The sequence below is a fragment of the Methylobacterium sp. Leaf125 genome, from assembly GCF_001423085.1.
Taxonomy (GTDB): domain Bacteria; phylum Pseudomonadota; class Alphaproteobacteria; order Rhizobiales; family Beijerinckiaceae; genus Methylobacterium.
In genome coordinates this window covers 52,195-78,930 of the sequence record NZ_LMNU01000008.1, presented here as the reverse complement: position 1 = coordinate 78,930, position 26,736 = coordinate 52,195, and the positions used below count along the sequence as shown (strand labels likewise).

Genomic DNA, 26,736 nt, shown 5'->3' with positions numbered 1-26,736 from the left:
CGGTTGTCCCATGCCCGTCGCCCCCATCCCGTCCCGAACCGCGCACCCGCGCGGGTCGCGGCCAAGCCAGAGCTTGCCCCCGCGACACGTCCTGCCCCTGGCGGCCCTGCTCGGCGGCCTGATGCCGATCGCCGCCGAGGCCGAGACCCGGGAAATCCTGACTCGGGAAGTCCAGACCCGGGAGGTCCAGACTCGGGAAGTCCAGACCCGGGAGGCTCCGCCGGCCGTGACCCTGGAGACCCTGGAGGTCTCGGGCTCCGGCCGGGGCGGCCCGCCGCCCGCCGAGGGCCTCAACCTGCGCAGCGTCGGCCGCAGCGCCAGCCGCCTCGGGCTGACGCCCCTGGAGACCCCCGCCAGCGTCGACGTTATCGCGGGCGAGACCACCCGCCTGCGCGGCCAGAACACCGTGGCGGAGGCCGTCACCCAGAACGCCACCGGCATCACCACGGTGGCGGCGCCGGGCAACGGCAACGGCGCCTTCACGGCCCGGGGCTTCGCCGGCCCGAACTCGATCCAGCAGCTCTACGACGGCACACGCCTGTTCGTGGGCGCCGGCACCGTGACCTTCCCGTTCGACACCTGGAACGTCGAGCGCATCGAGGTGCTGCGCGGCCCGGCCTCGGTGCTCTACGGCGACGGCGCCATCGGCGGCGTGGTCAACGTGGTGACGAAGAAGCCGGTCTTCACGCCCCTGAACGAGGCCCGCGCGGCGTTGGGCTCGGACGGCCTCGCGCGGCTCGCCCTCGATTCCGGCGGCCCCATCGACGAGGCCCTGGCCTATCGCCTCAACATCAGCGGCAACCGCGCCGAGGGCTGGATCGCGCCGGACGGCCGCTTCCGCAACCTCGCGGTCTCGGGCGCCCTGACCCTGCAGGCGACGCCGGACCTCGCCGTCACCCTGAGCCATGATTTCGGCTACCAGGAGCCGACCCGCTACTGGGGCACGCCCCTCGTCAACGGGCGCATCCTCGAATCCATCCGGTTCAACAACTACAACGTCCGCGACGCCCAGGTCCTCTGGACCGACAACTGGACGCAGCTGCGCACCGAGTGGACGCCCAGCGCCGACGTCACCGTGCGCAACACCGCCTACCGGCTCCAGAGCCGGCGCCAGTGGCGGGACGTGGAGCAGTACGCCTTCAACCGCGACACCGGGCGGATCGACCGCTCCGACTACCTCGAGATCGACCACAGCCAGGAGCAGATCGGGAACCGCCTCGACGCCACGGTCCGCGGCAGCCTGTTCGGCTTCCGCAACGAGGTCCTGGCCGGGTTCGACGTCAATCACATCGCCTTCCGGCACACCAACAACTTCTTCTTCGACACCCGCACCAGCGTCGATCCCTTCGCCTACGACCCCGGCCTGTTCCCCGCCGAGGGCCGGGCCCGGCCGGCCTACGCCACCCGCACCTCGCAGGCCTCGGTCTTCGCCGAGAACCGCCTGATCCTCTCCGACCAGGTCTCCCTGCTGGCGGGCGTGCGCTACGACGCGCCCGTCCTGCACCGGACCGACCTCGTCACCGGCGCCAGCTTCGACCGCGACTTCCGGGCCCTGAGCTACCGCTTCGGCGCCGTCTACAACCCGACGCCGCTGCTGGCGCTCTATGCCCAGTACGCCACCGCCACCGACCCGGTGGGCAGCCTGATCTCGCTGTCGCAGAGTCTCGCCACCTTCCGGCTCTCCACCGGCGAGCAGGTGGAGGTCGGCGCCAAGGGCGTCGCCTTCGGCGGCCGGGCCGAGTGGACCCTGGCCGGCTACCGCATCGTCAAGGACAACCTGATCTCGACGGTGCCGGGCGAGCCGACGCGCGCGACCCAGGTCGGGCAGCAATCCTCCGTCGGCGTCGAGGCGGCGGTGAGCCTGCACCTCGCCGAGGCCTGGCGCATCGACGCCAACCTGGCGCTGCTGCACGCCCAGTACGACCGCTTCGACCAGGCGGTCGGCGGCACCGTGGTGTCCTTTGCCGGGCGCCAGCCCATCGACGTGCCGGAGCGGGTCGGCAACCTCTGGGTCAATTGGGCCTTCGCCCCGGCCTGGGAGGCGCGGGTCGGCCTGCAGCACGTGGGCGAGACCTTCAGCGATTTCGGCAACCAGGCCCCGCGCCCGGCCTACACCCTGGTCAATGCCGGGCTCGACCACCAGGTCACGCCGGATTCGCGCCTGTCGCTGCGCGCCTACAACCTGTTCGACACGATCTACGCGATCAGCGGCAACGCGGTGAACGGGGTCGGCACCAACTGGCTGCTGGGCCGGCCGCGCTCCGTCGAGGTCGCCTACAGCGTCCGGTTCTGATGCGGCTCAAATCCCTGAAGCGCTGGCTGATCCTCGGCCACCGCTGGCTCGGCATCGCCACGGGCCTGTTCCTCGCCGCCTGGGTGCTGTCGGGGCTGGTGATGCTCTACGTGGCCTTCCCAGCCCTGACCGAGGCCGAACGCCTGTCCCGCCTCGCGCCGATCGCCTGGGACCGGGTCCTCCTCGGCCCGGACGAGGCCCTGGCCCGGGCCGGCCTCGCGGCGCCCCCCGGCGGCCTCAGCCTGTCGATGCGGGCCGGGGCGCCGGTCTACCAGGTCACCACCCGCGCGGGCGCCCGGCACCCGGTCTCGGCCGAGACCGGGCAGGCCCTCGGCCCCCTCGACGCCGCCGCGGCCCGGGCCCCGTTCGGGCCGGACGCCACCGTGCGGGCGGTGCGCCGGGACCCATGGACCGTGCGCGACCGCTACGACCCGGTGCGTCCCTTCCACGTGGTGGCGCTCGGGGACGCCGCCGGCACCGAGCTCTACGTCTCGGCCCGCACCGGCGCGGTCGTCCTCGACACCACCCGCCGGGAGCGCCTGTGGAACTGGCTCGGGGCGATCCCGCACTGGTTCTACCCGACCCCCCTGCGGGCGCGGGCCGAGCTCTGGCGCGGCACCGTGCTGTGGGTCTCCGGCCTCGCCACCGCCGGGGTGCTCGGCGGCCTCGTCCTGGGGATCTGGCGCCTGCGCCTGCGCCGGCCCTACGCCTCCGGGGCGGTGACGCCCTATCGCGGGCTCGCCCGCTGGCACCATCTCCTCGGCACCCTCGGGGGCCTGAGCCTCCTGAGCTTCGTCGCCAGCGGCTGGCTCTCCATGAACCCGAACCGCTGGTTCTCGCCCCGCACGCCCCCGGCGGCGATGGCGGAGGCCTATGCGGGCCCCCCGGCGCCGATCGGCCGCGAGGCCCTGGACGGCCTGGCGCGGCCGGGGATCGTCGAGGTCCGGTTCACGCAGGTCGACGGCCGGCCGGTGCGGATCGCCGCCGATGCGCAGGGCCGCCGGCTGGTGGCGCCGGCGCCCCCGGAGGCGGCCCTGCGCGCGGCCGCCGCCCGCGCCCTGCCGGAGGCCCGCATCGCCGGGGTCGAGACCCTGACGGCCCCCGATGCCTACTGGTATTCCCACCACGACACCCGGACGCTGCCGGTCCTGCGGGTGCGCTTCGACGACCCGGCCGCGACCTGGCTGCACATCGACCCCGAGACCGGCGCGCTCCTCGACCGCCTGGATGCCAGCGGCCGGCTCCAGCGCTGGCTGTTCGAGGCGCCCCACCGCCTGGACTTCGCCTTCCTGTTCCAGGCCCGGCCGGCCTGGGACGCGGTGATGTGGCTCCTCAACGGCCTCGGCGCGGGCATCGCCCTCTCGGGCGTGGTGCTGGGCTGGCGCCGCCTGCGCCGCACGGCGCGGATCGGATAGGGGCCCCGCGGCAGGCCGGGCCCGCGATGTCGCACGCTGCAACCGGACCGGGTCCGGCGACTTGACCGGCCGGGCGCGACGGCGCGTGCCAGGAGCGATGCCAGCCATGTCCGCAACCGAGATCCGCCTCGCCCTCGACGCGATCCCGATGGGGGGCATGGCCGAGGGGGCGGCCGGCGACGAGACAGCGCTGTTCGTGCGCGACGCCGCCGGCGTGCGGGCGTTCCAGGCCAAGTGCCCGCATCTCGGCGCGCCGCTGGCCAAGGGCGAGATCTGCGGCGGACGCCTCTACTGCCCCTGGCACAAGGCCGCCTTCGCCCTGGCCGACGGCAGCCTGGAGGAGCCGCCGGCCCTCGACGCCCTGACGCGCTACCCGGTCCGGATCGAGGGGGCGGACGCCGTCGCGACCCTGACGCCGGAGCCGGCCGAGATCGCCAAGACCTCCAAGACCGACAAGACCTTCAAGACCTCCAAGACCGAGAAAACCGCGGGTGCGCCCGTGGCGCAGGTGCTCGTCGTCGGTTCGGGGGCGGCCGCCGTCGCCTGCGTCAAGACCCTGCGCCGCGAGGGCTATGACGGCCGGATCACCCTGGTGGGCCGGGAGGCGCACCCGCCCTACGACCGGACCAAGCTCTCGAAGCAGTTCCTGGCCAAGCCGACCCCGCCGGACAAGGTGCGGATCGAGCCCGACTTCGACCGGACCAACCGGGTCGAGCGCGTCACCGCGGCGGTCAGCCGCGTCGATCCCGCCCAGCGCAGCGTCACCCTGGCGGACGGCCGGACCCTGACGGCCGACGCGATCCTGGTCGCCACCGGAAGCCGGGCGGTGGTGCCGGACTTTCCCGGCCAGGATCTCGACGGGGTCTTCACCCTGCGCAGCCTCGACGACGCGGTCCGCGTGAGCGCGGCGGCGGGCGCGGCCCAATCGGTCGTCGTCGTCGGGGCCGGATTCATCGGCCTGGAGGCCGCCGCGTTCCTGAGGAAGCGCGGGCTCGCCGTCACCGTGCTGGCGCGCGAGGACATCCCCTTCGCCAAGCGCTTCGGCGAGCGGGTGGGCGCGGCGCTGAAGCGGTACCATGCGGGCAACGGCGTCGGCTTCGAGACCGGCTCCGTCGCCGCGATCACCGGCAGCGGTCGGGTCGAGGCGGTCGAGACGGAGGACGGACGGCGCCTCCCGGCCGACATCGTGCTCATCGGCGCCGGCGCCAAGCCGGAGACAGGCCTGGTCGCGGGCGTCACGCCCGAGGCGGATGGCGGCCTCACGGTCGGCGGCGACCTCGCCCTCGCGCAGGGCGTCTGGATCGCGGGCGACATCGCCGCCTTCCCGGAGGTGGCGAGCGGCGAGACCGCGCGGATCGAGCATTGGCGACTCGCGCAGCAGCACGGCACCCATGTGGCCCGGGCCATCCTCGGCCGGGGCGGCGCCTTCGCGGGCGTGCCGTTCTTCTGGAGCAACCAGGGCGACAAGCGGCTCGATTACGGCGGCTACGCCAAGGGGTTCGACCGGATCATCCTGCAGGGCGACCCCGACGCCCTCGACTTCATCGCCTATTACGCCACGGGCGACCGGGTGACCGCCGCCTGCAGCATCGGCCGCAACCCGGCCTTCACCGCCTTCCTGCACCTCCTCGGCCTCGGCCGCCTGCCCCCGGCGGCGGTGATCGAGGCCGGCGCGGACCTGCCCGCCCTGGCGCGCGCCTGAGGGGGACACCGGCCGTTCGGGGCTCGCTCCCGAAGGCCGGGACGGGGGGAGGTCCGACGGCCTGCGCCCGGGGGGAGTGGGGAGCGGGGAGCGTTCCGGGAACCTGGCTTCGCCGCCCCGCCGAACGATCCGATGCCAGCAGGGGGATGGTGTGACTTTCGACGACGCTTCCGCGATGGGAATGCTGCAGGCCAAGCTGGACAGGACGTCGGCTCTCGATGCGGACGACCGGGCGGCGCTCCGCGGCCTGCCCTTCACCATCCGTCGCTTCGGCGCCCGGGAAGACATCTTCCGGTCCGGCGAGAAGCCGACCTATTGCTGCCTCGTCCTGGACGGCTGGGTTCACCGCTACGGGACGCTCGGCGACGGCGCGCGACAGATCCTGCTCCTGTATATCCCGGGGGATCTCCCGGACCTGCAGCACCTGTTCCTCCCCCAGCTCGATCACACGCTGGCGAGCATCACGGCGAGTACGCTCGCCTTCGTTCCGCACACCGCGCTCTTCGGGCTGATCGCGCGGCACCCCCGCGTCATGGCCGCCCTCTGGCGCGACACGCTCATCGATACGTCGCTGTATCGCGAGCGGGTGATGTGCCTCGGGCGCCGGTCGGCGATCGGTCGGACGGCCCACTTCGTCTGCGAGATGTATCTGCGCCAGGAGGTGGCCGGGTTGGCCGGCGATCTCTGTTGCCCGATCTCCATCACCCAGGGCCAGATCGCGGATTTCCTCGGGATCACGCCCGTCCATTTCAACCGCTCGCTCGCGGTCCTGCGGTCACGCGGCCTGATCGAGCTGAATGGCCGGACCCTCAGCATCCTCGATCCGCGCCGCTTGATGGACGTGGCCGAGTTCGACGCGACGTTTCTTCACCTGGGCGACGATCTCACGTCGCTGCTGTTCTCGAACTGCCGCGTGCCGGCCGAGTGACGGCCGAGTGACGGCGGCCGGGCGTCCCGTCTTTCGCCGACGACGGGCGGCCCCCTTCGCTCGACGATCACGGGTCGTTCCGCCTCGGGCGGCGGCTGTGCCGGCCGGCGTCGCGGCGGCGACGGATGTCCCCGAAACGAAGGACGGTCGCTGATCGATCCCGTCCTTCGCGTCCCCGGATAACGCTTTCGTGACCGTAAACAAGTTCGGGCCTGTTCTTGATATTTATCAACGCATCGGGACAGACGAAAAACCGAAGTCGTATCGCAGTCGACATTGGCAGGTTAGGCACCGGACGCTGTATTTCATGCGGCGCGAAGAGGCTTCACCATGAGTTCCAACACGATACTGTGGATCACGACCTTCATCATGCTTGGCGGTGGTCTTCTGATCCTCGTCACGGGCAAGCGCCGCACACCAACGGAGAGCCTTCACACCCTGCTGCACGGGATCGTGCCCATCATCGCGGCGTGCTCCTACCTGGCGATGGCCACCGGCCAGGGCCTCGTGCTCCTGCCGACCACCGACGCCGTGGCGGCCGGGGCCGTGACGCCGACCCGGATGTTCTACTTCGCGCGCTACATCGACTGGACCTTCACCACGCCGCTGCTCCTGGTCTCGCTCGGGCTGACCGCCATGCGCCACGTGCGCAAGGATTACGGGGCCATCACGGGGGCGGTGCTGGCCGACGTGATGATGATCGTCACGGCGTTCGCCTTCGGCGCCTCGCTGCAGGGCTGGACCAAGTGGACCTGGTTCCTCGTCTCCTGCGTGGCCTTCCTCGGCGTCTACTACGTCATCTGGAAGTCGCAGATGGACGCCAACGCCGCTGAGCGCGACGACGTCCGGGCGACCTACCGGCGCAATGCCGCGATCCTGTCGGTGGTCTGGCTGGTCTACCCGGTGATCCTGGCGGTGGCCCCCGACGGCCTCGGCCTCGTCGGCGACGCCGCCAGCGTGCTGGTGATCGCGACCCTCGATACCGTCGCCAAGGTCGTCTACGGCTACATGGCCGTGGTCTCGGACACGAAGGCGACGGACCGGGACCTGGCCGAGACTCCGGCGGGCACCACGCCCCTCCGGCGGGCCGCCTGATGCGCGGGCCGGGCGGGCGGGCGCCGCTCCTCCCGCCCGGCGCCGCCCTTCCCTGCGGGATCGCCCTGCCGATCCTGCTGGCCTGCCCGCTCGGGCCATGGTCCGTCCAATGGGTCTGTGCCGTCGGCATCATCGTCGTGCTCGGCGTGCCGCACGGGGCCCTCGACGTTGAGATCGGGCGCACGCTGCTGCGCCGCCGCTTGGGCCGGGCGTGGTTCCCGGCCTTCGCGACCCCCTACCTCGCCCTGATGGCCGGCGTCCTGGTCGCGTGGCAACGGGTGCCCGAAGCGACGCTGGCGGGCTTCCTGGCGCTCTCCGTCTGGCACTTCGGCACGGAGGAGAGCGAAGGCGGCGGCCTGCCAGCCCTCGTCCGGGGCGGTCTGCCCATCGCGCTCCCCGTCCTGCTCCATCCCGACGCGACGGCGCGGGTCCTGTCCGCGGCCACGGGCCTGGCCTGGACCGTCCCGCCCCCGTGGCTGGTCTGGGCGAGCCTGCTGTGGCTGCCGCTGGCGAGCGCATGGGTCGCGCTGGCCATCCGCGAGGGCGACGTCGGTCGGCTGGCCTTGCCGCTGGCCCTGAGCCTCTGTTTCTGGGTTCTGCCGCCCCTCGTCGCCTTCGCCCTCTACTTCGTCGTCGTCCATGCCCCGGCCCATACGGCCGCCCTCATCCGGCATCCCACCCGCGTCCCCCGGGTGCGCGACGGGGCGAGCGCCTGGTGGCGGGCCTTGCCGACGACGCTCCTGACCGTGCTGATCGGTGCGGCCCTGTGGCCGGTCCATCGGGGCGATCCGGCGGTCCGGCTCGTGGGCCTCACGCTGCAACTGCTCGCAGCGTTGACGCTGCCGCACATGCTCCTCGAAGCAGGGCTGGCGCGCATGGACCGCTTCGCCGCAGGGAAGCCCAACGCAGCAGGCTAGAACGATGGCCGCATCACCCTCGGGGCAAATGGAACATCGCAGCGACCCCAGATGTTGGGTGGAACTGTTGTTGAAATGATCGGATCTATAGCCATACGATCAGATCAAGAACATTTGATGTCGAAGACAATCACTATTCGATCCGGATTTTCGACCTAGCCCCAAGCAAGAAAGTGAAGCCTCATGGTCGGTATCGTCGTCGTCACGGGGGCAGGCGCGGGGGTCGGCCGCGCCACGGTGGACGCGTTCGCGCGTCGGGGTTACGACGTCGCCCTCCTGTCCCGGGATCCCGGCCGGCTGGAGCGCGCGGCGGCGGCGGTCCGGGGGTACGGCGTGCGGGCCTTGGCCGTGCCCACCGATGTCGCCGATGCCGAGGCCGTCGAACGCGCCGCCGATCGCGTCGAGGCGGAACTCGGCCCGATCGACATCTGGGTCAACGTGGCCATGGCGACCGTCTTCGCGCCCGTCCACGAACTGACGCCGGCCGAAGCCGAGCGCGCCACCCAGGTGACCTATCTCGGCCAGGTCTACGGAATGATGAGTGCGCTGAAGCGGATGCGCCCCCGCAATCGCGGCACCATCATCAACGTGGGCTCGGCGCTGGCCTACCGCTCCGTGCCGCTGCAGGCGCTCTATTGCGGGGCGAAATCGGCGATCCGGGGCTTCACGGATTCCCTCCGCTCCGAGTTGATCCACGACAAGCTCGCGATCCAACTCACCACGGTCGACCTGCCGGCGGTGAATACGCCGCAATTCGATTGGGCGATGAACAAGATGGGCCGCCGTGCCCAGCCCGTCCCGCCGATCTACCAGCCCGAGGTCCCGGCGCGCGCCATCGTCTTCGCGGCGGAGCACCGCCGCCGGGAGGTCTGGGTCGGCTACCCCACCGTCCAGGCGATCCTCGCCAACCGCATCGCGCCCGGGCTGCTGGACCGCTACCTCGCCAGGACGGGCTACAGCAGCCAGCTGACGGACAGGCACCTGCCGGGCAATGCCCCGGCCAATCTGTTCGCGCCGGTGCCCGGCGATTACGGCGCCCATGGCCGCTTCGACGCGCGTGCCCGCTCCGGAAGCTGGGAGATGTTCACCGACCGTCATCGCACGGGCTTCTTCGCGGCCGCCGCCCTCGGCGCGGTCGTCGGGCTGCATCTCCTCGCCAAGAAATATCGGGTCTGACCCGTCGCCAAGAGATATCGGGTCTGACTCGTCGCCGAGAAATATCGGGTCTGACCCGTCCGCGGGCATCCAGGCCGGCGCCGGCTCCCACCACCGGTGGGGTCTCCGACGCCGCCAAGTCCTCCGGCCGGCTCAGTCCGGCGCACGGATCTCGGTGTCGCGGCACAGGTCGGCCGCCTCCGCCATCGCCGCGCGGCCCTGGCGCAGGGCGGCCTCCGCGTCGGGCAGCGAGTAGGGGGCGCTTCGCACCGCCTGGTCCGCCTCCCGGACGGTCCAGCGGTAGCGGGTGGCGTCCTCGGGGCAGGGCTCAACGTCCAGGGTGAGGGGACCCATCGCTTCGCGCGCCATCGTGACCTCCTGCGGTGCCGGGTTCGCGGTCCTCGGCGGACGGGGGACAGTCGGGAAAGTCCATCCAGTCCGTGAAGGCGTCGGCGGGGTAGCTGTGCTGGCAGGAGGCGACGTGCCAGGGCCGCGGATCGCTGAGGCCCGCCGGATCCCAGCGGATCACCGCGCGCCGGTCCGGGTCGGACCGGTGGATCGCGATGATCCAGCGTCCGTCATGCGGGGCCCGATCCATCGCCCTCCAGGTGCGCATCCTGCTTCTCCCCCCTCCGAGGCCACAGGAACGCACGAACCGACAGAACCGTTCGGACCGCCTGCCTTTCGGACCGACCCCGGCGCCGGGGCCGGGGCCGGGGTCGGCTGAAAGGTGTCGACGGAAGGGCCTCAGAGGACCGGCATCGCCCCGGCCACGGTGACGAGGGCGCCGGAGGTGTAGCTGCTCTCGGCCGAGGCCAGCATCACGTAGGCGGAGGCGAGCTCCGCCGGCTGGCCCGGGCGCCCGAACGGGACCTGGCTGCCGAAGGACGTCACCGAATCCTCGCTCATCCCCGCCGGGATGAACGGCGTCCAGATCGGCCCCGGCAGGACGCCGTTCACCCGGATGCCCTTCTCGGCCAGGAGCTGCGCCAGGCTCAGGACCATGTTGCTGAGCGCTCCCTTGGTGGCGCTGTAGGCCATCAGCGAGGGCATCGGGTGCTTGGAGTTCACCGAGGAGGTGAAGATCACCGAGGCCCCGGGCTTCAGGTGGGGCAGGGCGGCCTTGGTCACGTAGAACGGCCCGAACACGTTGGTGCGGAAATGGTCCTCGAAGACCGCGTCCTCAATGGCGTCGAGCCCCTGGTTCGGCTGCTGGAAGGCGCCGTTGTTCACCAGCACGTCGAGGCGGCCGAACGCGGCGACCGTGCGCGCCACGAGGTCGGGGCCGTGGGCCCGGTCCTTCAGGTCGCCCGGCAGCAGCAGGGCGCGCCGGCCCGCCTTCTCGATCCAGCCGGCCACCGCCTCGGCATCCGCCTGCTCCTCGGGCAGGTAGGCGATCGCCACGTCGGCGCCCTCGCGGGCGAAGGCGATGGCCACCGCCCGGCCGATGCCGGAATCGCCGCCGGTGATCAGCGCGGCCTGGCCCGTCAGCTTGCCCGAGCCGCGGTAGCTCTCCTCGCCGTGATCGGGCTCAGGCACCATCTTGCCGGTCTTGCCGGGGAAGCTCTGCGGCTGGGCCTCGAAGGGCGGGCCGGGATAGGTCGTCAGGGGGTTGTCGGTCACGCGGCATCTCCGATGGAATGCCGCGTCAACCGGAGGGCGCGTCGCGGCGTTCCCGGCACGCGATGCCGCGCGACCTCGCCGCGATCATCCTGGTATACCGCGCGCCGCCAGACCGGCGACACCGTGCCGCCCGAGGGCGATCCGGTGGTCGACCGCCTCGGCCGAGAGCCCGATCAGCGCCCCGGCGGCGACGTCCACCGGAAAGTGCGCGCCGCGCAGGACCTGGACCGCCACGACCCCGAGGGCCGCCGCCGTCGCCACGCCCCGGATCTCGGGATAGGCCCGGCCCGCCGCCGTCGCCACCGCGACGCTCAGGGCCGAGTGACCCGAGGGAAACGACTGCCAGGGCCCGACATTCGGCCCGAACCAGCCCTTCTCGTAGAGGCCCTCATCCATCAGCACGTTGGGCCGGGTCCGGTGCACGACGCGCTTCACCGTGGTCTTGGTGACCGCCGCCAGCATGCCGGAGACGAGCATGTGCCGGCCGGCCTCGGCCAGACGGGGGTCCCGCCTCAGCACGCCGAGGGCGAGGGTCCCGCCGGAGAGCGCGAGCAGCCACTTCCAGCCGCCCGCCTCGCTGGCCGCCGCCAGGGCCCGCACCCGGCGGGTGTCCTTGGCGCGCGCGAGCGAAACGCCGAGACGGATGTCCGCCGCTTCGAGGCGCCGACCCATCCCGACCGATCCATTCGTCATCCGTTCGTCCGCCATCCCCGAGAAGCACGGCCGTAAACGCGGTCCCCGGCGGATCGTTCGCGGCACTGCCGACGATCGCGGCCGCCGGCGGTCCGTGTCCGTGCAGGAGCCGATGGGCCGGTTCGCCCTGGCAGGCCTGGACGATCCATCAAACATCAAGACTTCGGCCTGAGCCGGCTTCGGTCTCGAAGATAACGCCACGTCGTCACGACGAATCTGCAGGATTCGATGGCTGCCGGCCATGATCCCGTCACCTTCGCGTCGGATGGCGAGGCATCACGTGACAAGCGCTTGCCGTCCTGCGGACGAGGGCGGATCGCCACGGGGCGAGCGCATGAGGGTTGTTGGAAGCATGACGAATCGATCCACCATCGCGGGCGCCGCGCGCCGGCTGGCGCCCCTGGCTGGGCTCGTTGCCGCCGTTCTGCCGGGCCTCGCCCTGGCTGCCGCCCCCAACGACGCCAGCGGCACCTGGCTCACCGAGGACGGGCGCGCCCGTATCCGCACCGAGCGGTGCGGACCGCAGAACTCCAACCTGTGCGGCTACGTCGTCTGGCTGAAGGTGCCCCTGAACGACCAGGGCCAGCCCCGCATCGACTTCAAGAATCCCGATCCGAAGAAGCAGGCCCGTCCCTCCCTGGGGCTCCAGCTGATCATGGGCCTGAAGCCGCAGCCGGACGGCCATTACGGCGGCAAGATCTACAACGCCGACGAAGGCAAGTTCTACGACGTGACGATGTGGTCCGACCAGCCGACGGAACTGTCGGTGCGCGGCTGCCTCCTCGGCTTCCTCTGCGGCTCGCAGACCTGGAACCGGGTCAACGACGTGGTGCCGGGCCAGCTCACCGGCCCGACCAACGGCCCGGGCGGCCCTCGCGCCGATGCGGAATGGGCTCCCAAGGCAGCGCCGACCGCCGGAGCGGGTGCGTCCGCCGCGACGGGTACGGCCAAGACGTCCGCGCCCAAGCCGGCGCCCAAGCCGGGTGCCGCTCCGGCGGCGGCACCTGCCGAGTAGTCCAGCGCCGCATCGCGCCAGGAGTCATCGAACGCCGCCGTCCCGCCTCGGGCCGGCGGCGTTTCGCGTATCCGGGGGCCTCAATCCACCAGGGCGGCGTAGGTCAGCACGCGCAACTCGCGCCGCAGCGGCAGGGCCGAGGAAGGGATCAGCTGCGTCAGCAGCACCACCGCGAGATCCTCGGCCGGGTCGACCCAGAAGGCGGTGCTGGCAAGCCCGCCCCATGCCACCTCGCCCGGGGTACCGACGATCTGGGCGCGCGCCGGATCGAGCATCACCGAGAAGCCGAGACCGAAGCCGATCCCCGTGTAGGCGGTCTCGGAGAAGCGCGGCTGGCCCATCGACGCCAGGTCCCCGTCGAGGTGATTCATCAGCATGAGGTCGACGGTCTTGCGCCCCAGAAGCCGCGTGCCCTCGAGTTCGCCGCGCCCGAGGAGGAAGCGGCAGAAGCGCATGTAGTCGGACGCGGTCGAGACGAGCCCGCCGCCGCCCGAGGCCACCGCCGGCGGGCGGGCGAAGCGACTGCCGACCGCATCGTCGTAGAGCTTCAGCGTCCGGTCCCGGAACAGGCTGTAATTGGCGGCCAGACGCGGCAGCTTGTCGGCCGGCACGGAGAAGTCCGTGTCGATCATGCCGAGGGGGCCGAGCACCCGCTGCCGCAGAAAATCGGCGAAGTCCTGGCCGGAGACGACGGCCACGAGGTGTCCGAGGACATCCGTGGCCACCGAATAGTTCCACTCGGCGCCCGGCTGGGCGAGGAGCGGCTGCCGGGCCAGCCGGCCCACCACCTCGGCGAGGCTCGCCTCCTGGGTCTCGCCGAAATCGACGCCGTTCTGGCGATACAGGGCATCCACGAGGGTCGCCTCCATGAAGCCGTAGGTCAGGCCGGAGGTGTGGGTCAGGAGGTCGCGGATCGTGATGAGGCGACGGGCCGGCTCGCTGTCGAATTTCGCCCGATTGCCGCCGGTCAGAACCCGCAGATCGGAAAATTCCGGCAGGAACCGGGTGATCGGGTCGTCGAGTTGGAAGCGGCCCTCCTCATAGAGCATCATCACCGCCACCGAGGTCAGCGGCTTCGTCATCGAGTAGATGCGCGCGATGGTGTCGGGGGCGAAGGGCACGTCACGCGCGATGTCGGCGCGGCCATGGGCCCGGAAGAAGGCCGTCCGGCCACCGCGGGCAAGCATCACCGACAGGCCCGCGACCTTGCCGTCATCGACGAGACGGCGCATCCAGCCGTCGATCCGCTCGAGGCGGTCCGGGCAGAGCCCCAGGGCCCGCGGCTCGCTTGCGATCTCACCGTGCATCACACCTGCTCCGTCCCTGGCTGCGTCCCCTGCCGACCGGACTTGGCATACCGGCGTGGCCGAGCGGCGCAAACCCCGGCGTGCGCCAGCACGCAGACGCGATCCACCGCATAACCCCATCCCGCTTTACAGGCTTCCTGGCGCCCCCAGGCCGGCGGGTCGCGGCTCCCGAGGCCGCCCACGCGCCTGAACGGTAAGCTTTGCGCACGGACCATGCTCCGGTCCATGGAACAGCCATGATCCACCTGATCTTCAGTCTGCCCTGCCTCTATGTCGTTGCCCGGGGCGTCTGGCCGCTCCCCTGGCCACTCCCACTCAAGCTCGGTCTCGCCGCGATCCTGCTGGTCGCCTCACAGTACCACCTGTGGAGCCGTCTCTCCTCGGGATCGGTGTTCTCCCCCGAATTCCCGCGGCCGGTCGTCATGCTGTTCAGCGGGGCATTCGGCGCGATCATCCTGCTGGCCCTGCTGCTGTTCGCGTTCGATACCGCGGCCCTGGTCTCCCTGGCCCTGCCCGGCGGTGGTTGGGAAGTTCCCACCGCGTGGCGCATCGGAGCCGCCCTGGCGGTCGCGCTGCTGGCGGCGGTCGCGGTGCAGCAGGCCGTGCGCGTGCCGCCCCTGAAGGACGTTGACGTCGCGGTCAGGGACCTGCCGCCGGGCTTCGAGGGATACACCATCCTCCATCTCACCGACCTGCACATCAGCCGCCTGTTTCCCGCGAGCTGGGCACAGGCGGTCGTCACGCGCGCCAACGAACTCGATACGGACGTGATCCTGGTCACGGGGGATTTCATCGACGGTTCGTTCGCGGCCCGGCAAGCCGACGTGGAGCCGCTGCGCCACCTGACGGCGCGAGACGGCGTCTGGGCCATCCCCGGCAACCACGAGTACTTCTTCGACGTCGAGACCTGGATGCGCCACTTTGCCGGCATGGGAATGCACATCCTCGCCAATGCCCATGCGGTGGTGACCCGCGGCGGTGACGCGCTGGTGCTGGCGGGGGTCACCGACCGCTCGGCGCCCGCCATCGGCCATCCAGGGCCCGACTTGGATGCCGCCCTGGCCGGTGCGCCCGCGAATACGCCGATCGTGCTCCTCGATCACCAGCCGGCGAATGCCCCTCGGGCCGCCGCACGCGGCGTGGCGCTGCAGCTCTCCGGCCACACCCACGGTGGCATGATCGTCGGGCTGGACCGGCTCGTGGCGCGCGGCAACAACGGATTCGTCTCCGGTGCCTACCGGGTGGGTGGCATGACCCTCTACGTCAACAACGGAACGGGCCTGTGGGCCGGCTTCGCGCTCCGCCTCGGCCGCCCCTCCGAGCTGACTCGCATCACCCTGCGTCGTACCTCCTGAGGGAAAGGGCGCTCATGCCAGGCGTCCCCGACGCAGTCCGGCGAGGCCTGGATGGGCGGCGCTCCCTTTCAGCCCAACCCGCGCTTCACCACCCCATGGTGCCGGGGCCGCCCTTGAACGGGCCGACGATGCCGGGTGTGATCCAGCCGCCGTAGAAGCCGCCGGGCTGCGGCGTCACAAGCGCGTCGCCGACGAAGCAGGCCTCCATTGGACCGGCATAGAAGGCGATGTAGCCCGTGATCGCGGTGAAGTCCGGCGTGGGGTCGGGGTACGCCCAGGCCGCGCCCTCGGCGCGGAACCCGCCCGCCGCGACGTCGTACAGGACGGCGCGCCCCTTCCACTCGCAGATGCCGGCCCGGCGGGCGGGCCCGAGCACCCCGGCCACCACATCGCCGGGCGGAAAATAGTAAGTCGGAGGATGGCTGGTCTCCAGCACCCGGTATCCGGCACCGGTCTCGGCGATGGCCCGGCCGGCGAGTACAACCCGCAGCCGCTCGGGGACCCTCTCCAGGCGGGGCGGGCGTGGGTAGTCCCAGACGCTCTGCTCGTTCGGGCCGGGCGGGATCGGGGTGGGCCACATGCGAGCGGGACCTTGCCTCACAGGGATCGGACGGTCGAACAGATAGGGCAGGGTGTTGCGCCCGACCTGATTTCCGACCTCCCGATTTCCCGATCCCGCGTTTTCCCCTGGCGCAGGGCATGCTAGCGCAGGCCCGGATCAGACGAAGGGACAACCTGCGTGACCGACCCAACCGCCTTCGCCCTCTATCTCGACTTCGACGGCACCCTGGTGGAGATCGCGCCGAAGCCTGACCAGGTCCGGGTCGATCCCGCCCTTGCTCCGGCCCTGGAGAAGCTGCGCACTCGGCTCGGAGGCGCCCTCGCCATCGTCACGGGCCGGCCCATCCGGGTGATCGACGATTTCCTGGTCCCCGCCCGCTTCGATGTCGCTGGCCTGCACGGAGTCGAGCGGCGCGTCGACGGCGTCGTCTCGGGCGGCTCCGCCGAGGATCACCCTGCGCTGCGCGCCCAGGTGCCGGCCCTGCATGCGGCCGTAACCGACCTCGAACACGTGCTCATCGAGGACAAGGGCGCCTCCGTGGCGGTGCATTGGCGCCTCGCCACCCCGAGCGATGCCGCCGCGGCGGAAGAGGCCGTGAAGGCGGCCGCCGTCTCCCTCGGATCCGCCTATCGGCTCCAGCTCGGCAAGGCGGTGGGCGAGATCGTGCCCGCCTCCGCCACCAAGGGCCACGCCATCCGGGCGCTTGCCGAGAACCCGCCCTATGCCGGCCGCCGGGCAATCTTTCTCGGAGACGACCTCACCGATGAGAAGGCCTTCGCGGTGATCAACGAGACCGGCGGCGTCAGCGTCCGGATCGGCGGGGCCGAGACGATCGCCTCCCGCCGCCTCATCGATCCCGAGGATGTGCGCCGCCTGCTCTATGCCTGGGCCGAGGGAGCACCGATCGACCCCGACGCCCTGCCGGCCGCCTGAGCGGCGTTTCACGACCGATCCCTCAATCCCCGTTCCCCGGGGGACAGACGGAAGCGACGCACATGTTCGAATTTCCCGTCCTCGTCGGCGACATCGGTGGCACCAACGCCCGCTTCGCCCTGGTCCCCGAGGTGGGGGCAAAGCCGGTCCTCCTCTCCCACGAGGAGACGGCGGGACACCCCGATCCCAGTGCCGCCATCCGCGCCTCCCTGGCCAAGGGAAGCGGCGCCGCGCCGCGCTCGGCCATCCTGGCTGTGGCGGCCCGGGTCGACGGGCCGGCAGTGCAACTCACCAATGCCCATTGGGTGATCGAGGGCGCCCGGATCGGGCAGGATTTCGGCCTGTCGCGCTCGGTGGTGGTCAACGACTACGTGCCCGTGGCGGCCGGTGCTGCCGGGATCAGCCCCTCCGAGCTGACGCCCATCGGCCCGGACCGCGAGGAGGGCCGGGCCGGCGATCAGGGTGCGCGCCTCGTCCTCGGGCCCGGCACCGGGTTCGGTGCGGCAGCCCTCTTGCCGGTGGGTCGGCGTCTGGTCATCGTCTCGACCGAGAGCGGCCACGTGGATTTCGGGCCGAGTTCGCCGGCCGAGCTCGCCCTGTGGCCGCATCTCGAACGGGTCGAGGGCCGCATCACCGTCGAGGCCCTTCTGTCCGGCCCCGGCCTGACCCGGCTCCATGCGGGCCTGCACCGGCTGCGCACCGGTGCGGACGGCCCGCGCCTCGACCCGGCTGCAGTCACGGAGGCTGGGCTTACCGGCGCCGACCCGGACGCGGCGGCGGCCCTCAACCTGTTCGCCAAGTTCCTGGGCCGCGTCTGTGGTGATCTCGCGCTCACCTTCCTGGCCACCGGAGGCGTCTATATCGGCGGTGGCATCGCGCCCCGCATCATCGACGTGCTCCGGCGCGGCGCCTTCCGTGCCGCCTTCGAGTACAAGCCCCCCTTCGTGGCGCAGATGGAGGCGATTCCGACGAGCGTCATCGCCGTGCACGATCCCGCGCTGACGGGCCTCGCCGCCCTCGCGAGCCAGCCAGACCGGTTCGACTATCACGGCCAGGTGTGGCAGGCGCCCTGACCGATAGCGCAGCCATGCGCACGGGCCGGTGGCGGCTCGCTCGAATGGCCGCGGGCCTTGGCGCCGTGATCGTCACCCTGTTCGGACTCATCGTCCTCGCCGCACTGCTGACGGCGCAGCGGGGCAACCCGGACCTTTATCCGCCAGCGGACACGGACAGCATCGAGATCGCGCTGGTGTCGCACGGCTGGCATTCCGGCCTCGTGCTACCGCGGGCCGCCCTGACGGGAGGGGGGAGCGGGCCGGCCCTCGCCAGCATCGCCACGCGGTTCCGCGCCTATCCGCAGATCGAGTTCGGTTGGGGGGAGGCTCGCTTCTACCGGGCGACGCCCACGCTGGCCCAGTTCGACCTCGGCCTCGCCTTCGCGGCCCTGTTCACGCCGGGCGGACGGGAGGGGGTGGTCCAGGTGGTCGGACTCGAGCGGCCGGTGCGTGACAGCTTTCCCTATTCGGACCTCGTGCGGCTGCGGGTCTCGAAACCCGGCCTGTCGCGCCTTCTCGCCCGTCTGGAAGGGAGTTTCCGCGTCATCGACGGACAGCCGGTGGCAGGTGGTCCGGGGCTCTACGGGCCGAGCCTGTTCTACGACGGGACGGGGCGCTTCTCCTACGCCAACGTCTGCAACCATTGGGCGGCACGCCTGTTGCACGCCGCCGGCCTCCCCATCACCCCCGTCCTCGATACCCACCCGTTGGGGCTTCTCCTCGATCTACGCTGGCGGTCCGGACTTACCCCCCAGCCGATCGCTGCGAACCTGTCCAAACCGTAATCTTCACGCCACGCCCGGGTCAGGCAGCGCTCTTTACAAACCGGATCACGGCCTGCCGATGGCGGCCACCCGATCCGGAGACCCCTATGACCGCTCAGCCCAACCGTCTGCGCCGTAACGCTCTCGCCTCCGTCGCCGTGGCTGCCCTCGTGGCGACCGGCGCGGCTGGCGTTGGGCTGACCCAGCCGGCCTCCCCGGCCTACGCCCAGTCCCTTTCCAAGAACCCGATCGAGACCCCCGACCATCCGCCGGGCTCCTTCGCCAGCGTCGTCGACAAGGTGAAGCCGGGCGTCGTCGCCGTGAAGGTGAAGCTCGACGACAGTGCAGATGCCGACGACGAGGACGGCCCTGGCCAGGGCCAGGGACAGCAGGTCCCACCGCAGCTGCGTGAGTTCTTCAAGCGCTTCGGCCAGGGCGGACCGGGTCAGGGGGGTCCGGGCCAGGGCTTCGGCATGCCCAAGCGTCAGGGACAACGCGGCGCCATGGGTTCGGGCTTCATCATCTCGGCGGATGGCTACGTTGTCACCAACAACCATGTGGTCGACAAGGCCAAGTCGGTGCAGGTAACCCTGGACGACAACCGCACCCTTGATGCGAAGGTGATCGGCAAGGATCCTAAGACCGACCTTGCCCTCCTCAAGATCACTGAGGGTGGCACCTTCCCCTACGTCTCTCTCAGCAAGTCGGCGCCCCGTGTCGGTGACTGGGTGGTGGCCATCGGCAACCCGTTCGGCCTCGGCGGCACGGTGACGGCGGGCATCGTCTCGGCCCGCGGCCGCGACATCGGTGCCGGCCCCTACGATGACTTCCTGCAGATCGATGCGCCGATCAACAAGGGTAACTCCGGCGGCCCGACCTTCAACGTCGGCGGTGAGGTGGTCGGCGTGAACACCGCCATCGCATCGCCCTCCGGTGGCAGCGTCGGCTTGGCCTTCGCCATCCCGGCCGAGACCGTCCAGGCGGTGGTCGACCAGCTCCGAGCCGACGGCAAGGTGGCACGCGGCTACCTCGGCGTGCAGGTCCAACCGGTGACGAAGGACATCGCCGACGGACTCGGCCTCGACAAGGCCAAGGGCGCCCTGGTGGATCATGCCGAGGCGGGGACCCCGGCCGCGAAAGCCGGCCTGAAGTCCGGCGATGTGATTGAATCCGTCAACGGGACCCCGATCAACGATGCCAAGGAGCTGTCCCGGAAGATCGCCGGCATCAAGCCGGGGGCCAAGGTCGAGCTGACCTACCTGCGCGGCGGCAAGTCCGACACCGCGACGGTGGAACTCGGCGTCCTGCCCAACGACACCAAGGTGGCAGGCAACGATCGCGGCTCCTCGACCAACGGCCAGCCCCGCCTGGGCTTGAGCTTGGCTCCCGCATCCGAGGTCGGTGCCGGCTCCGAGGGCGTCGCCGTGATGGAGGTCGATCCCGATGGTCCGGCCGCGGCCAAGGGCATCGAGCAGGGCGACATCATCTTGGATGTGGCAGGCTCCAGCGTCTCGCAGCCTTCGGAGGTGGCCGAGCGCGTCCGCTCCGCCGAGACGAGCGGTCGCAAGGCGGTGCTGATGCGGGTCAAGAACGCCAAGGGTATCACGCGCTTCGTCGCGGTGGCCCTGAACAAGGCGGGCTGATCCGAAACGGGCGGCTCGCCGCTCGGAGCGCTCCAGCAAGGCGCCGAAGCGCCGGTCCTGCACGAGGGCCGGCGCTCTCGTGTTTCCGACGTACGCCCCCCAATTCCGCGGGCTGCGTCCATTTCCAGGCCCGGCAGAAGAGGCAGACGCACATGGCCGCGTCGCCTGGCATGCCACGCAACCCTGGGACCGCGAGCCCCGCGCGCGCGCGGGGTGACGCAGGCGGCGCCAAGCGTCATGGTGCGCGCGCTTCTTGAACGCCCGCGCGGCCATACCCGGACTTGAGCCTATCATGACGACGATCGCCGACCGCAGCACGGCTGACCTCGCGGACCTGCACGTGCAGGCTCGCAGCGCCTATGACGCCTTCAAGGCCCGCGGCCTCAAGCTCGACATGACGCGCGGCAAGCCGGCCCCCGAGCAGCTCGATCTCTCCAATGGCATGCTCGCGCTGCCGGGCAACGGCGACTACACGACCGCGGCGAAAGAGGATGCGCGCAATTACGGTGGTCAGCAGGGCCTGCCCGAGCTGCGGGCCTTGTTCTCTCACCTCATCGATGCGCCGGCCGATCAGATCGTGGTCGGCGGCAATTCCAGCTTGGCCCTGATGCACGACACCATCGTTTGGGCTCTCCTGAAGGGCGTGCCCGGCTCCGAGCGGCCATGGTCGCAGGGCGAGACCCCGATCTTCCTTTGCCCGGTGCCGGGCTACGACCGCCACTTTGCTCTCTGCGAGGAGTTCGGGATCCGCATGATCCCGGTGCCGATGACGGGGCAGGGGCCCGACGTGGATGTGGTCGAGACGCTGGTCGCCGACCCGGCCGTGAAAGGGATGTGGTGCGTACCGAAATACGCCAACCCGTCCGGCGAGATCTTCTCCGACGAGACCGTTCGGCGCCTCGCCACGATGAAGACCGGCGCTCCCGATTTTCGCCTGTTCTGGGACAACGCCTACGCGGTGCACCACCTCACCACCGATCGCCACCCGGTGCGCGATATTCTCGCCGCCTGTGCCGAGGCTGGCCATCCGGACCGGCCCTTCCTCTATGCCTCGACCTCGAAGATCACCCTGGCGGGTGCCGGTCTCGCAGTCTTTGCCGGCTCGCCCGAGAACACGCGTTGGTTCCTGGCTCGCGCCGCCAAGCAAACCATTGGTCCCGACAAGCTGAACCAGCTCCGTCACGTACGCTTCCTGCGCGACGCCGCCGGGCTCCAGGCTCATATGGACGCCCACCGCGCCCTCATCGCGCCGAAATTCGCGGCCGTGCAGGAGGCTTTGGACCGGCATTTGGCCGGCACCGGGGCCGCTCGTTGGACCCGGCCCGAGGGTGGCTACTTCATCACCGTCGAAGCCCGCGAAGGCACCGCGACCGAGGTGGTTCGGCTCGCTAAGGAGGCCGGCATTGCCCTGACCCCAGCCGGAGCGACGTCGCCCTATGGCCGCGACCCGAAGGACAGCGTCCTTCGCCTTGCGCCAACCTTTCCCAGCCTCGGCGACGTGACGATGGCGGCGGAGGGCATCGCCCTCTGCATCCTTCTTGCATCGCTGGAGGCCGAGCACAGGGCCCGCGCGCGCTCAGCGGCCTGAATCCTCTGTCGCAATCCAGAAACGTGTGCGCCGGATGATGCGGCGCATATCCGGGAGGCAACGCGATGGCAGCCCTGAGGACGGCGACTTCGAGAATGCTGCAGCGCGCCGGCGCATATGTTTGGTCCGGCCTGACTCTCTGTATGCTCATGACCGAGGTAACTCCGGCCCAGGCGCGCACCGCCTGGGCATCCGGCACCTTCGTCTATGCCGATCTCTGTACCCTGCCGGAGACCGGAGCGCGTAGCGGCCAGCGCATCACCCTGCGACGCTCACCGAACGGGGACGGGCTGACCTACGAGGGGGCCGAGCAGCGCGGCCCCCGCACCGCCGCCGACATCACCCTCGACAACGCCACTCATACGATCCACTTCGCGGTGGAGACCGAGGCCGGGCCGCTTCACTTCGAGGGCGTCGCTGGCGCAGATGCCCTCACCGGCACCTTCGAGGACGAGGCCGGCGCACATCCGGTGTCCTTGCCGCGGGTCTTGCGCTCGCATGCTCATGAGGCTTGCCACGGCGACACCACGGGTTCGCTGACTCCGCGGCGGTAAGTGGTGGGCGTCGTCCGTCCCCCGCGCTAGATCAGACCGATGATGCTCTTCCCTCGGCTCGCCGCGATTCTGCTCTTCCCGACGCTGTACGCTGCGACTCCTGCAGCAGCGGCGGATGGCTGCGACGCCCTCTCCGCACGGATGATCCGCGCCACCGGGGCATCCCTGGCCGGTCGCGACGGGACACGCGCCGTCTTCCGCTCGTCCGATGCGGAGCGGATGAGCCTCGATTGCCGGGCGCGCCGGATGATCTTCTCTGCCTTGGAGCGGGAGCCGGCTCGGCGGTACTACGCGCTGATCGGCCTCGCCGCCGGTGCGCTCACCGGTGCGAAGCCCGAGACTATCGAGACCCTCGCCCTTCGCCTGCACCAAAGCGCCCTGGGCACGGGACGCCCGCAGGAGGGCATTGCCGGACGCGCAGCGCTCCGTTGCGAGACGGCACCCGATACCGACCCGTTCGCATCTCCCCGGACCCGCTGCGTGCTGATCCCCAGCATCCGGGCCGCGCTTCGCCGACGTGCCGGTCTTCCCGTGGGAGCGCGGGCGGGCTAGACCGGCGGCATGCCTGAGATCGCTTCGTCCGAGTCCGTGACCTCCACTGCTCCCATCGTGACGGCCGGTTCGGTCGCCTTCGCGAACCACCTGCCCTTCGCGCTGATCGCCGGCCCGTGCCAGCTCGAGAGTCGCGACCATGCCATCGAGATCGCCGATGCCCTGAAGGCGATGACCGACCGCCTCGGGATCGGTCTCGTGTTCAAGGCCTCGTTCGACAAGGCCAACCGGACCTCCGGCACCACCCCGCGCGGCCTCGGTCTCGCCGAGGCCCTGCCGATCTTCGCTGAGATCAAGGAGCGCTTCGGCCTGCCTGTCCTGACCGACGTGCACGAGTCGGCGCAATGCGCGGCTGCGGCCGAGGTCATCGACGTGCTCCAGATCCCGGCCTTCCTCTGCCGGCAGACCGACCTCCTCCTCGCGGCGGCCGCCACTGGTCGGGTGGTGAATGTGAAGAAGGGTCAATTCCTTGCACCCTGGGACATGGCTCACGTTGCTGCGAAGGTGACCAGGGCAGGTAACCCCAACGTGCTCGTGACCGAGCGCGGCGCCTCGTTCGGCTACAACACCCTCGTTTCCGACATGCGCAGCCTGCCGATCATGGCGCAGGTCACGCACGGCGCTCCGGTGGTGTTCGATGCAACCCACTCCGTACAGCAACCGGGCGGGCAGGGCGCCACCTCCGGCGGCCAGCGAGAATTCGTTGCCGTGCTTGCCCGCGCGGCCGTAGCGGTTGGCGTCGCCGGCCTGTTCATCGAGACGCATCCGGATCCGGACCAGGCCCCCTCCGATGGACCGAACATGGTGCCCCTGAGGGCGATGCCGGCCCTGCTCGCCGAGTTACAGGCCTTCGATCGCCTCGCCAAAGCGCGGACAGCTGGGCAGAAAGCCTGAGACCGGTCAAAGCATCGATTCAAACCGAGCAAGTTTGAGCAAGGGCTCTTCAGCGCCGGACGGCTGGAGCGATTCACCAAGTTTGATGAACTGAGCCGCGCGTCCCCCCGTCCGAGAATGTTGATGGGAACGATCAGAACATCCTGACGTTGGATTATCCAATTCGTTCTCGAACGCTGAAGGATACCATGCGCAAGCTTGCTCTGATCTCCGCCTTGACCCTTTCCCTTGGCGGTCTTGCCGCTGCAACCTCCGCCGAGGCTGGCCCGCGTGGCTATGGTTACGGTCATGGGGGCTACGGCCATGGCCATGCCTACGGCCATCGCGGATACGGCCGCGGCTACGCGTATGGTGGCCGTCGTCGTGGGATCGGGACCGGTGCTGCTGTCGGCCTCGGCATTGCGGGTCTTGCTGCTGGCGCGATCGCTGCGGGGGCTGCCCGTGACGCCTATTCTCGTGACGGTTATGGCCGTCCCGCCTATGGCTACGGCGCCCCCGCTTACGGTTATGGCTACTGAGCCGGTTCTCATCTAGCGCACTCATCTAGCGCATAAGACACTGTGCGAAGGCGATCCGGGGCATCCAACGAAAGTTGGCTGCCCCGTTTGCGTTTGGACCCCGCGCCTGTCCCTCGAACCGCTCTGCGTTACCCGCTCGCGGCCGTATCGATTGTTGCGCCTCGTCCCACAAGCTTCGCAGAGGGGTTCACATCGATCCCCACACCTGCGGGGAATACGGAATGGCCAACCTGACAGACCTCAGTGCGGGACAGCGCGACGAAGTCACGTACCTGTCCGGCCTGGATGAGGATGGCCGGATCGCTCAGGATTCTTGGTTCACTTGGAACTACGGGGATTTCAGCAAGACACAAACTTGGATGAACAAGTTCTATAACGACGGCGAGGGCGTTCCTCGCGCATCCACAAGCGAAGCTGGTACACCTGGCGGAACAGTCACCTACTCTTTCAGTGCGGGCCTGTCGGCCGAGGGCCAAGCTGCTTATACTTCTGCTCTGACGCTGTGGTCCGATATCGCAGACATCACATTTCAGTACATTCCAACGCCCGAGTCAGCAAATGCTGTGCTGGGCAATCAGACCGAGGGGGCTGGCGTCACCTTCTTCCCGAACAACGGCCGCCAGCCGATCGGGGGTGCAGACATCCCTTCGCAGACCTCGCCCAATGCCGCGGGGGGTCAAGCCCAAATCAACATTTCCGGGCTTGCGGACTTACCACCCGGAGACAACTTTCGCCTCGAGAACTCTAACGTCATGGGAACGGCAGCCCATGAGACGGGCCATCTTATAGGCCTTGGACACTCCGGACCGTACAACGGCGATACGGTGGAGGGGGTGCGAGGCCCGTATGATCAGAACCTCTGGACCTTGATGTCCTATTACGGAAACAGCGACCCGGCCTCGCCCTTCACCTCGGAGGGCCCCGTCGTGGCGGATTGGCAGGGAGGATGGGCTCAGACACCCATGCCCATCGACATCCTGGCCATCCAGCGCTTCTACGGCGAATCGAAGACCACCACCTTCGCTGGCGGCCAGACCTACGGCTTCAATACGAACATCACGGGCGCATCGCGAGATTACTTCGATTTTACCAAAAATAGCACGCCCTTCGTTACCCTTTACAATCGCGGAGTCGGCAACACGCTCGATGTCTCCGGCTTCAGCACGGGCGCCCGAATCAACCTGAACCCAGGCACCTTCAGTACCGCCAGCGCTAACAACGCCGTCACGAACAACATCGGCATCTCTTTCGGCACGCAGATCGACAAGGCCATTACTGGCGCCGGCAACGATGTGATCATCGGCAACGGCAACAGCAACGTGGTCGACGGCGGCGGTGGCTATAACACCTTCATCGTCACGGGCTCGAGCACGAACTTCACGATCGACAAGACGAGCACGGTCACCACCGTGACCGACAAGACCACGGGCGCCGCCGATACCCTGACAAACATCGATAGGATCCAGTTCGCCGCGCCGGTCTGCTTCACCACGGGAACACGCATTGTGGCGGTTCGAGATGGCATCGCCGGCGACGTCGCTATCCAGAATCTGCGCGTGGGGGATGTGGCTGTGACCGCGACGGGCGAACACCGCACGATCCGCTGGATCGGCCGGCGCGAGGTCCGGCCCGACGCCTATCCCGTGCCTGCGACGCAGTGGCCTGTGCGTATCCTGGCGGGCGCCTTCGGCACGGATGCCCGCGGCCAGGCCGTCCCGGCACGGAACCTCCGCCTGTCGCCCGGACACCCGGTCCTGGTTGGCGCCGATGCGCAGAACGCGGGCGGGGTGCTGGTGCCCATCATGAACCTCATCGACGGCATCGCCATCTGTCGAGAAGCCGTGGACCAGGTGACTTACTGGCACGTGGAACTCGACCAGCATGACATCCTCCTGGCGGAAGGCCTGCCGGCCGAATCGTACTTCGAAAGCGGCGCGCGCGCCTGGTTCGGCGGCGACGCCATGCAGGGCTGGGGGAGGGACGTCGATGGGATCGCCAGTCCACGGCCCGGCCGCTGCCGCCCGGTGGCGTTCGACGGTCCGATTGTCGAGGCCGCGCGCGGCCGGATCGAGAGCGGCTTACGCCTGCGTCTGGCCACACAGGCAGCTTGGCCCAGCATCGAGACGCAGATGATGGTGGCGGCCTGAGCCGAGGCCGCCCTCAAGGGCAGCGGAT

General features: G+C 70.0%; 24 protein-coding genes. 19 read left to right on the top strand and 5 right to left on the bottom strand.

Features of this window, described 5'->3' with window-relative positions:
* Nucleotides 1-121 precede the first annotated feature (121 nt).
* From ASF58_RS10195 to ASF58_RS10165, 7 genes are all read left to right on the top strand, one after another.
* Nucleotides 122-2,293, top strand: coding sequence for a TonB-dependent siderophore receptor (locus ASF58_RS10195; protein WP_082512981.1), 2,172 nt, complete (start codon nucleotides 122-124; stop codon nucleotides 2,291-2,293).
* On the top strand, nucleotides 2,293-3,708 hold the full coding sequence (locus ASF58_RS10190) for a peptidase (RefSeq protein ID WP_055951142.1): 1,416 nt from the start codon (nucleotides 2,293-2,295) through the stop codon (nucleotides 3,706-3,708). The genes ASF58_RS10195 and ASF58_RS10190 overlap by 1 nt, the downstream gene beginning before the upstream one ends.
* Before the next feature lie 106 nt (nucleotides 3,709-3,814).
* On the top strand, nucleotides 3,815-5,410 hold the full coding sequence (locus ASF58_RS10185; RefSeq protein ID WP_055951140.1) for an FAD-dependent oxidoreductase: 1,596 nt from the start codon (nucleotides 3,815-3,817) through the stop codon (nucleotides 5,408-5,410).
* Nucleotides 5,411-5,591: 181 nt separating this feature from the next.
* Nucleotides 5,592-6,338 (top strand): Crp/Fnr family transcriptional regulator, encoded by a 747-nt coding sequence (locus ASF58_RS10180; RefSeq protein WP_244477259.1) that lies wholly within the window; start codon nucleotides 5,592-5,594, stop codon nucleotides 6,336-6,338.
* Nucleotides 6,339-6,668: 330 nt separating this feature from the next.
* Nucleotides 6,669-7,433: a bacteriorhodopsin gene (locus tag ASF58_RS10175; RefSeq protein WP_055951136.1), complete on the top strand. Its 765-nt coding sequence runs from the start codon at nucleotides 6,669-6,671 to the stop codon at nucleotides 7,431-7,433.
* Nucleotides 7,433-8,350 carry a Brp/Blh family beta-carotene 15,15'-dioxygenase gene (locus ASF58_RS10170; protein ID WP_055951134.1) on the top strand — a complete coding sequence of 306 codons (918 nt, stop codon included), beginning with the start codon at nucleotides 7,433-7,435 and terminating at the stop codon, nucleotides 8,348-8,350. Before ASF58_RS10175 ends, ASF58_RS10170 begins: the two co-directional genes overlap by 1 nt.
* 183 nt (nucleotides 8,351-8,533) lie before the next feature.
* The gene (locus ASF58_RS10165; protein ID WP_055951132.1) at nucleotides 8,534-9,526 is read left to right on the top strand and encodes an SDR family oxidoreductase; all 993 of its coding nucleotides are present in this window, start codon (nucleotides 8,534-8,536) and stop codon (nucleotides 9,524-9,526) included.
* A 132-nt stretch (nucleotides 9,527-9,658) separates the two neighbouring features.
* On the opposite strand, the gene ASF58_RS10160 is transcribed toward ASF58_RS10165, so the two are convergent.
* From ASF58_RS10160 to ASF58_RS10150, 3 genes are all read right to left on the bottom strand, one after another.
* Nucleotides 9,659-9,874 carry a hypothetical protein gene (locus ASF58_RS10160; protein ID WP_055951130.1) on the bottom strand — a complete coding sequence of 72 codons (216 nt, stop codon included), beginning with the start codon at nucleotides 9,872-9,874 and terminating at the stop codon, nucleotides 9,659-9,661.
* Between the two features lie 378 nt (nucleotides 9,875-10,252).
* Complete coding sequence (locus ASF58_RS10155) at nucleotides 10,253-11,128, bottom strand: SDR family oxidoreductase (protein WP_055951128.1); 876 nt, start codon at nucleotides 11,126-11,128, stop codon at nucleotides 10,253-10,255.
* An 84-nt stretch (nucleotides 11,129-11,212) separates the two neighbouring features.
* A complete protein-coding gene (locus ASF58_RS10150) occupies nucleotides 11,213-11,821 on the bottom strand; it encodes a phosphatase PAP2 family protein (protein ID WP_244477258.1) in 609 nt (202 codons plus the stop codon).
* Between the two features lie 352 nt (nucleotides 11,822-12,173).
* Between ASF58_RS10150 and ASF58_RS10145 the strand changes: the two genes are divergently transcribed.
* Nucleotides 12,174-12,836: a DUF2147 domain-containing protein gene (locus ASF58_RS10145; protein ID WP_055951124.1), complete on the top strand. Its 663-nt coding sequence runs from the start codon at nucleotides 12,174-12,176 to the stop codon at nucleotides 12,834-12,836.
* Nucleotides 12,837-12,916: 80 nt separating this feature from the next.
* Here the strand turns inward: ASF58_RS10145 and ASF58_RS10140 are convergent, their stop codons facing one another.
* Nucleotides 12,917-14,143, bottom strand: coding sequence for a serine hydrolase domain-containing protein (locus tag ASF58_RS10140; RefSeq protein WP_055951122.1), 1,227 nt, complete (start codon nucleotides 14,141-14,143; stop codon nucleotides 12,917-12,919).
* A gap of 236 nt (nucleotides 14,144-14,379) precedes the next feature.
* Here ASF58_RS10140 and ASF58_RS10135 point away from each other — a divergent pair, with 236 nt between their 5' ends.
* Nucleotides 14,380-15,498: a metallophosphoesterase gene (locus ASF58_RS10135; RefSeq protein WP_055951120.1), complete on the top strand. Its 1,119-nt coding sequence runs from the start codon at nucleotides 14,380-14,382 to the stop codon at nucleotides 15,496-15,498.
* Nucleotides 15,499-15,583: 85 nt separating this feature from the next.
* Here ASF58_RS10135 and ASF58_RS10130 read toward each other — a convergent pair whose 3' ends face one another.
* On the bottom strand, nucleotides 15,584-16,078 hold the full coding sequence (locus tag ASF58_RS10130) for a DUF427 domain-containing protein (RefSeq protein ID WP_055951118.1): 495 nt from the start codon (nucleotides 16,076-16,078) through the stop codon (nucleotides 15,584-15,586).
* Between the two features lie 159 nt (nucleotides 16,079-16,237).
* Here ASF58_RS10130 and otsB point away from each other — a divergent pair, with 159 nt between their 5' ends.
* From otsB to ASF58_RS10080, 10 genes are all read left to right on the top strand, one after another.
* Entirely contained in the window at nucleotides 16,238-16,993 is a 756-nt protein-coding gene (gene otsB, locus ASF58_RS10125) for a trehalose-phosphatase (protein WP_055951111.1), read from the top strand.
* Nucleotides 16,994-17,055: 62 nt separating this feature from the next.
* Nucleotides 17,056-18,066 carry a glucokinase gene (locus tag ASF58_RS10120; protein WP_055951109.1) on the top strand — a complete coding sequence of 337 codons (1,011 nt, stop codon included), beginning with the start codon at nucleotides 17,056-17,058 and terminating at the stop codon, nucleotides 18,064-18,066.
* Nucleotides 18,067-18,110: 44 nt separating this feature from the next.
* Nucleotides 18,111-18,833: a DUF2459 domain-containing protein gene (locus ASF58_RS10115; RefSeq protein WP_244477257.1), complete on the top strand. Its 723-nt coding sequence runs from the start codon at nucleotides 18,111-18,113 to the stop codon at nucleotides 18,831-18,833.
* An 86-nt stretch (nucleotides 18,834-18,919) separates the two neighbouring features.
* A complete protein-coding gene (locus ASF58_RS10110) occupies nucleotides 18,920-20,455 on the top strand; it encodes a Do family serine endopeptidase (protein ID WP_055951105.1) in 1,536 nt (511 codons plus the stop codon).
* A gap of 292 nt (nucleotides 20,456-20,747) precedes the next feature.
* Nucleotides 20,748-22,043, top strand: coding sequence for an aminotransferase class I/II-fold pyridoxal phosphate-dependent enzyme (locus ASF58_RS10105; protein ID WP_055951103.1), 1,296 nt, complete (start codon nucleotides 20,748-20,750; stop codon nucleotides 22,041-22,043).
* Between the two features lie 149 nt (nucleotides 22,044-22,192).
* A complete protein-coding gene (locus ASF58_RS10100) occupies nucleotides 22,193-22,597 on the top strand; it encodes a hypothetical protein (protein ID WP_244477256.1) in 405 nt (134 codons plus the stop codon).
* A 39-nt stretch (nucleotides 22,598-22,636) separates the two neighbouring features.
* On the top strand, nucleotides 22,637-23,149 hold the full coding sequence (locus ASF58_RS10095; protein ID WP_156375620.1) for a hypothetical protein: 513 nt from the start codon (nucleotides 22,637-22,639) through the stop codon (nucleotides 23,147-23,149).
* Nucleotides 23,150-23,158: 9 nt separating this feature from the next.
* Nucleotides 23,159-24,043: a 3-deoxy-8-phosphooctulonate synthase gene (kdsA, locus tag ASF58_RS10090; RefSeq protein ID WP_055951099.1), complete on the top strand. Its 885-nt coding sequence runs from the start codon at nucleotides 23,159-23,161 to the stop codon at nucleotides 24,041-24,043.
* A gap of 188 nt (nucleotides 24,044-24,231) precedes the next feature.
* The gene (locus tag ASF58_RS10085) at nucleotides 24,232-24,561 is read left to right on the top strand and encodes a hypothetical protein (protein WP_082512974.1); all 330 of its coding nucleotides are present in this window, start codon (nucleotides 24,232-24,234) and stop codon (nucleotides 24,559-24,561) included.
* A gap of 221 nt (nucleotides 24,562-24,782) precedes the next feature.
* Complete coding sequence (locus ASF58_RS10080) at nucleotides 24,783-26,708, top strand: Hint domain-containing protein (RefSeq protein ID WP_244477255.1); 1,926 nt, start codon at nucleotides 24,783-24,785, stop codon at nucleotides 26,706-26,708.
* Nucleotides 26,709-26,736 lie beyond the last annotated feature (28 nt).

Coding starts and splice junctions, on each gene's coding strand:
- ASF58_RS10195 (WP_082512981.1), top strand. CDS start 122: ATGCCGATCGCCGCCGAGGCCGAGACCCGGGAAATCCTGACTCGGGAA.
- ASF58_RS10190 (WP_055951142.1), top strand. CDS start 2,293: ATGCGGCTCAAATCCCTGAAGCGCTGGCTGATCCTCGGCCACCGCTGG.
- ASF58_RS10185 (WP_055951140.1), top strand. CDS start 3,815: ATGTCCGCAACCGAGATCCGCCTCGCCCTCGACGCGATCCCGATGGGG.
- ASF58_RS10180 (WP_244477259.1), top strand. CDS start 5,592: ATGCTGCAGGCCAAGCTGGACAGGACGTCGGCTCTCGATGCGGACGAC.
- ASF58_RS10175 (WP_055951136.1), top strand. CDS start 6,669: ATGAGTTCCAACACGATACTGTGGATCACGACCTTCATCATGCTTGGC.
- ASF58_RS10170 (WP_055951134.1), top strand. CDS start 7,433: ATGCGCGGGCCGGGCGGGCGGGCGCCGCTCCTCCCGCCCGGCGCCGCC.
- ASF58_RS10165 (WP_055951132.1), top strand. CDS start 8,534: ATGGTCGGTATCGTCGTCGTCACGGGGGCAGGCGCGGGGGTCGGCCGC.
- ASF58_RS10160 (WP_055951130.1), bottom strand. CDS start 9,874: ATGGCGCGCGAAGCGATGGGTCCCCTCACCCTGGACGTTGAGCCCTGC.
- ASF58_RS10150 (WP_244477258.1), bottom strand. CDS start 11,821: ATGACGAATGGATCGGTCGGGATGGGTCGGCGCCTCGAAGCGGCGGAC.
- ASF58_RS10145 (WP_055951124.1), top strand. CDS start 12,174: ATGACGAATCGATCCACCATCGCGGGCGCCGCGCGCCGGCTGGCGCCC.
- ASF58_RS10140 (WP_055951122.1), bottom strand. CDS start 14,143: ATGCACGGTGAGATCGCAAGCGAGCCGCGGGCCCTGGGGCTCTGCCCG.
- ASF58_RS10135 (WP_055951120.1), top strand. CDS start 14,380: ATGATCCACCTGATCTTCAGTCTGCCCTGCCTCTATGTCGTTGCCCGG.
- ASF58_RS10130 (WP_055951118.1), bottom strand. CDS start 16,078: ATGTGGCCCACCCCGATCCCGCCCGGCCCGAACGAGCAGAGCGTCTGG.
- ASF58_RS10120 (WP_055951109.1), top strand. CDS start 17,056: ATGTTCGAATTTCCCGTCCTCGTCGGCGACATCGGTGGCACCAACGCC.
- ASF58_RS10115 (WP_244477257.1), top strand. CDS start 18,111: ATGGCCGCGGGCCTTGGCGCCGTGATCGTCACCCTGTTCGGACTCATC.
- ASF58_RS10110 (WP_055951105.1), top strand. CDS start 18,920: ATGACCGCTCAGCCCAACCGTCTGCGCCGTAACGCTCTCGCCTCCGTC.
- ASF58_RS10105 (WP_055951103.1), top strand. CDS start 20,748: ATGACGACGATCGCCGACCGCAGCACGGCTGACCTCGCGGACCTGCAC.
- ASF58_RS10100 (WP_244477256.1), top strand. CDS start 22,193: ATGACCGAGGTAACTCCGGCCCAGGCGCGCACCGCCTGGGCATCCGGC.
- ASF58_RS10095 (WP_156375620.1), top strand. CDS start 22,637: ATGATGCTCTTCCCTCGGCTCGCCGCGATTCTGCTCTTCCCGACGCTG.
- kdsA (WP_055951099.1), top strand. CDS start 23,159: ATGCCTGAGATCGCTTCGTCCGAGTCCGTGACCTCCACTGCTCCCATC.
- ASF58_RS10085 (WP_082512974.1), top strand. CDS start 24,232: ATGCGCAAGCTTGCTCTGATCTCCGCCTTGACCCTTTCCCTTGGCGGT.
- ASF58_RS10080 (WP_244477255.1), top strand. CDS start 24,783: ATGGCCAACCTGACAGACCTCAGTGCGGGACAGCGCGACGAAGTCACG.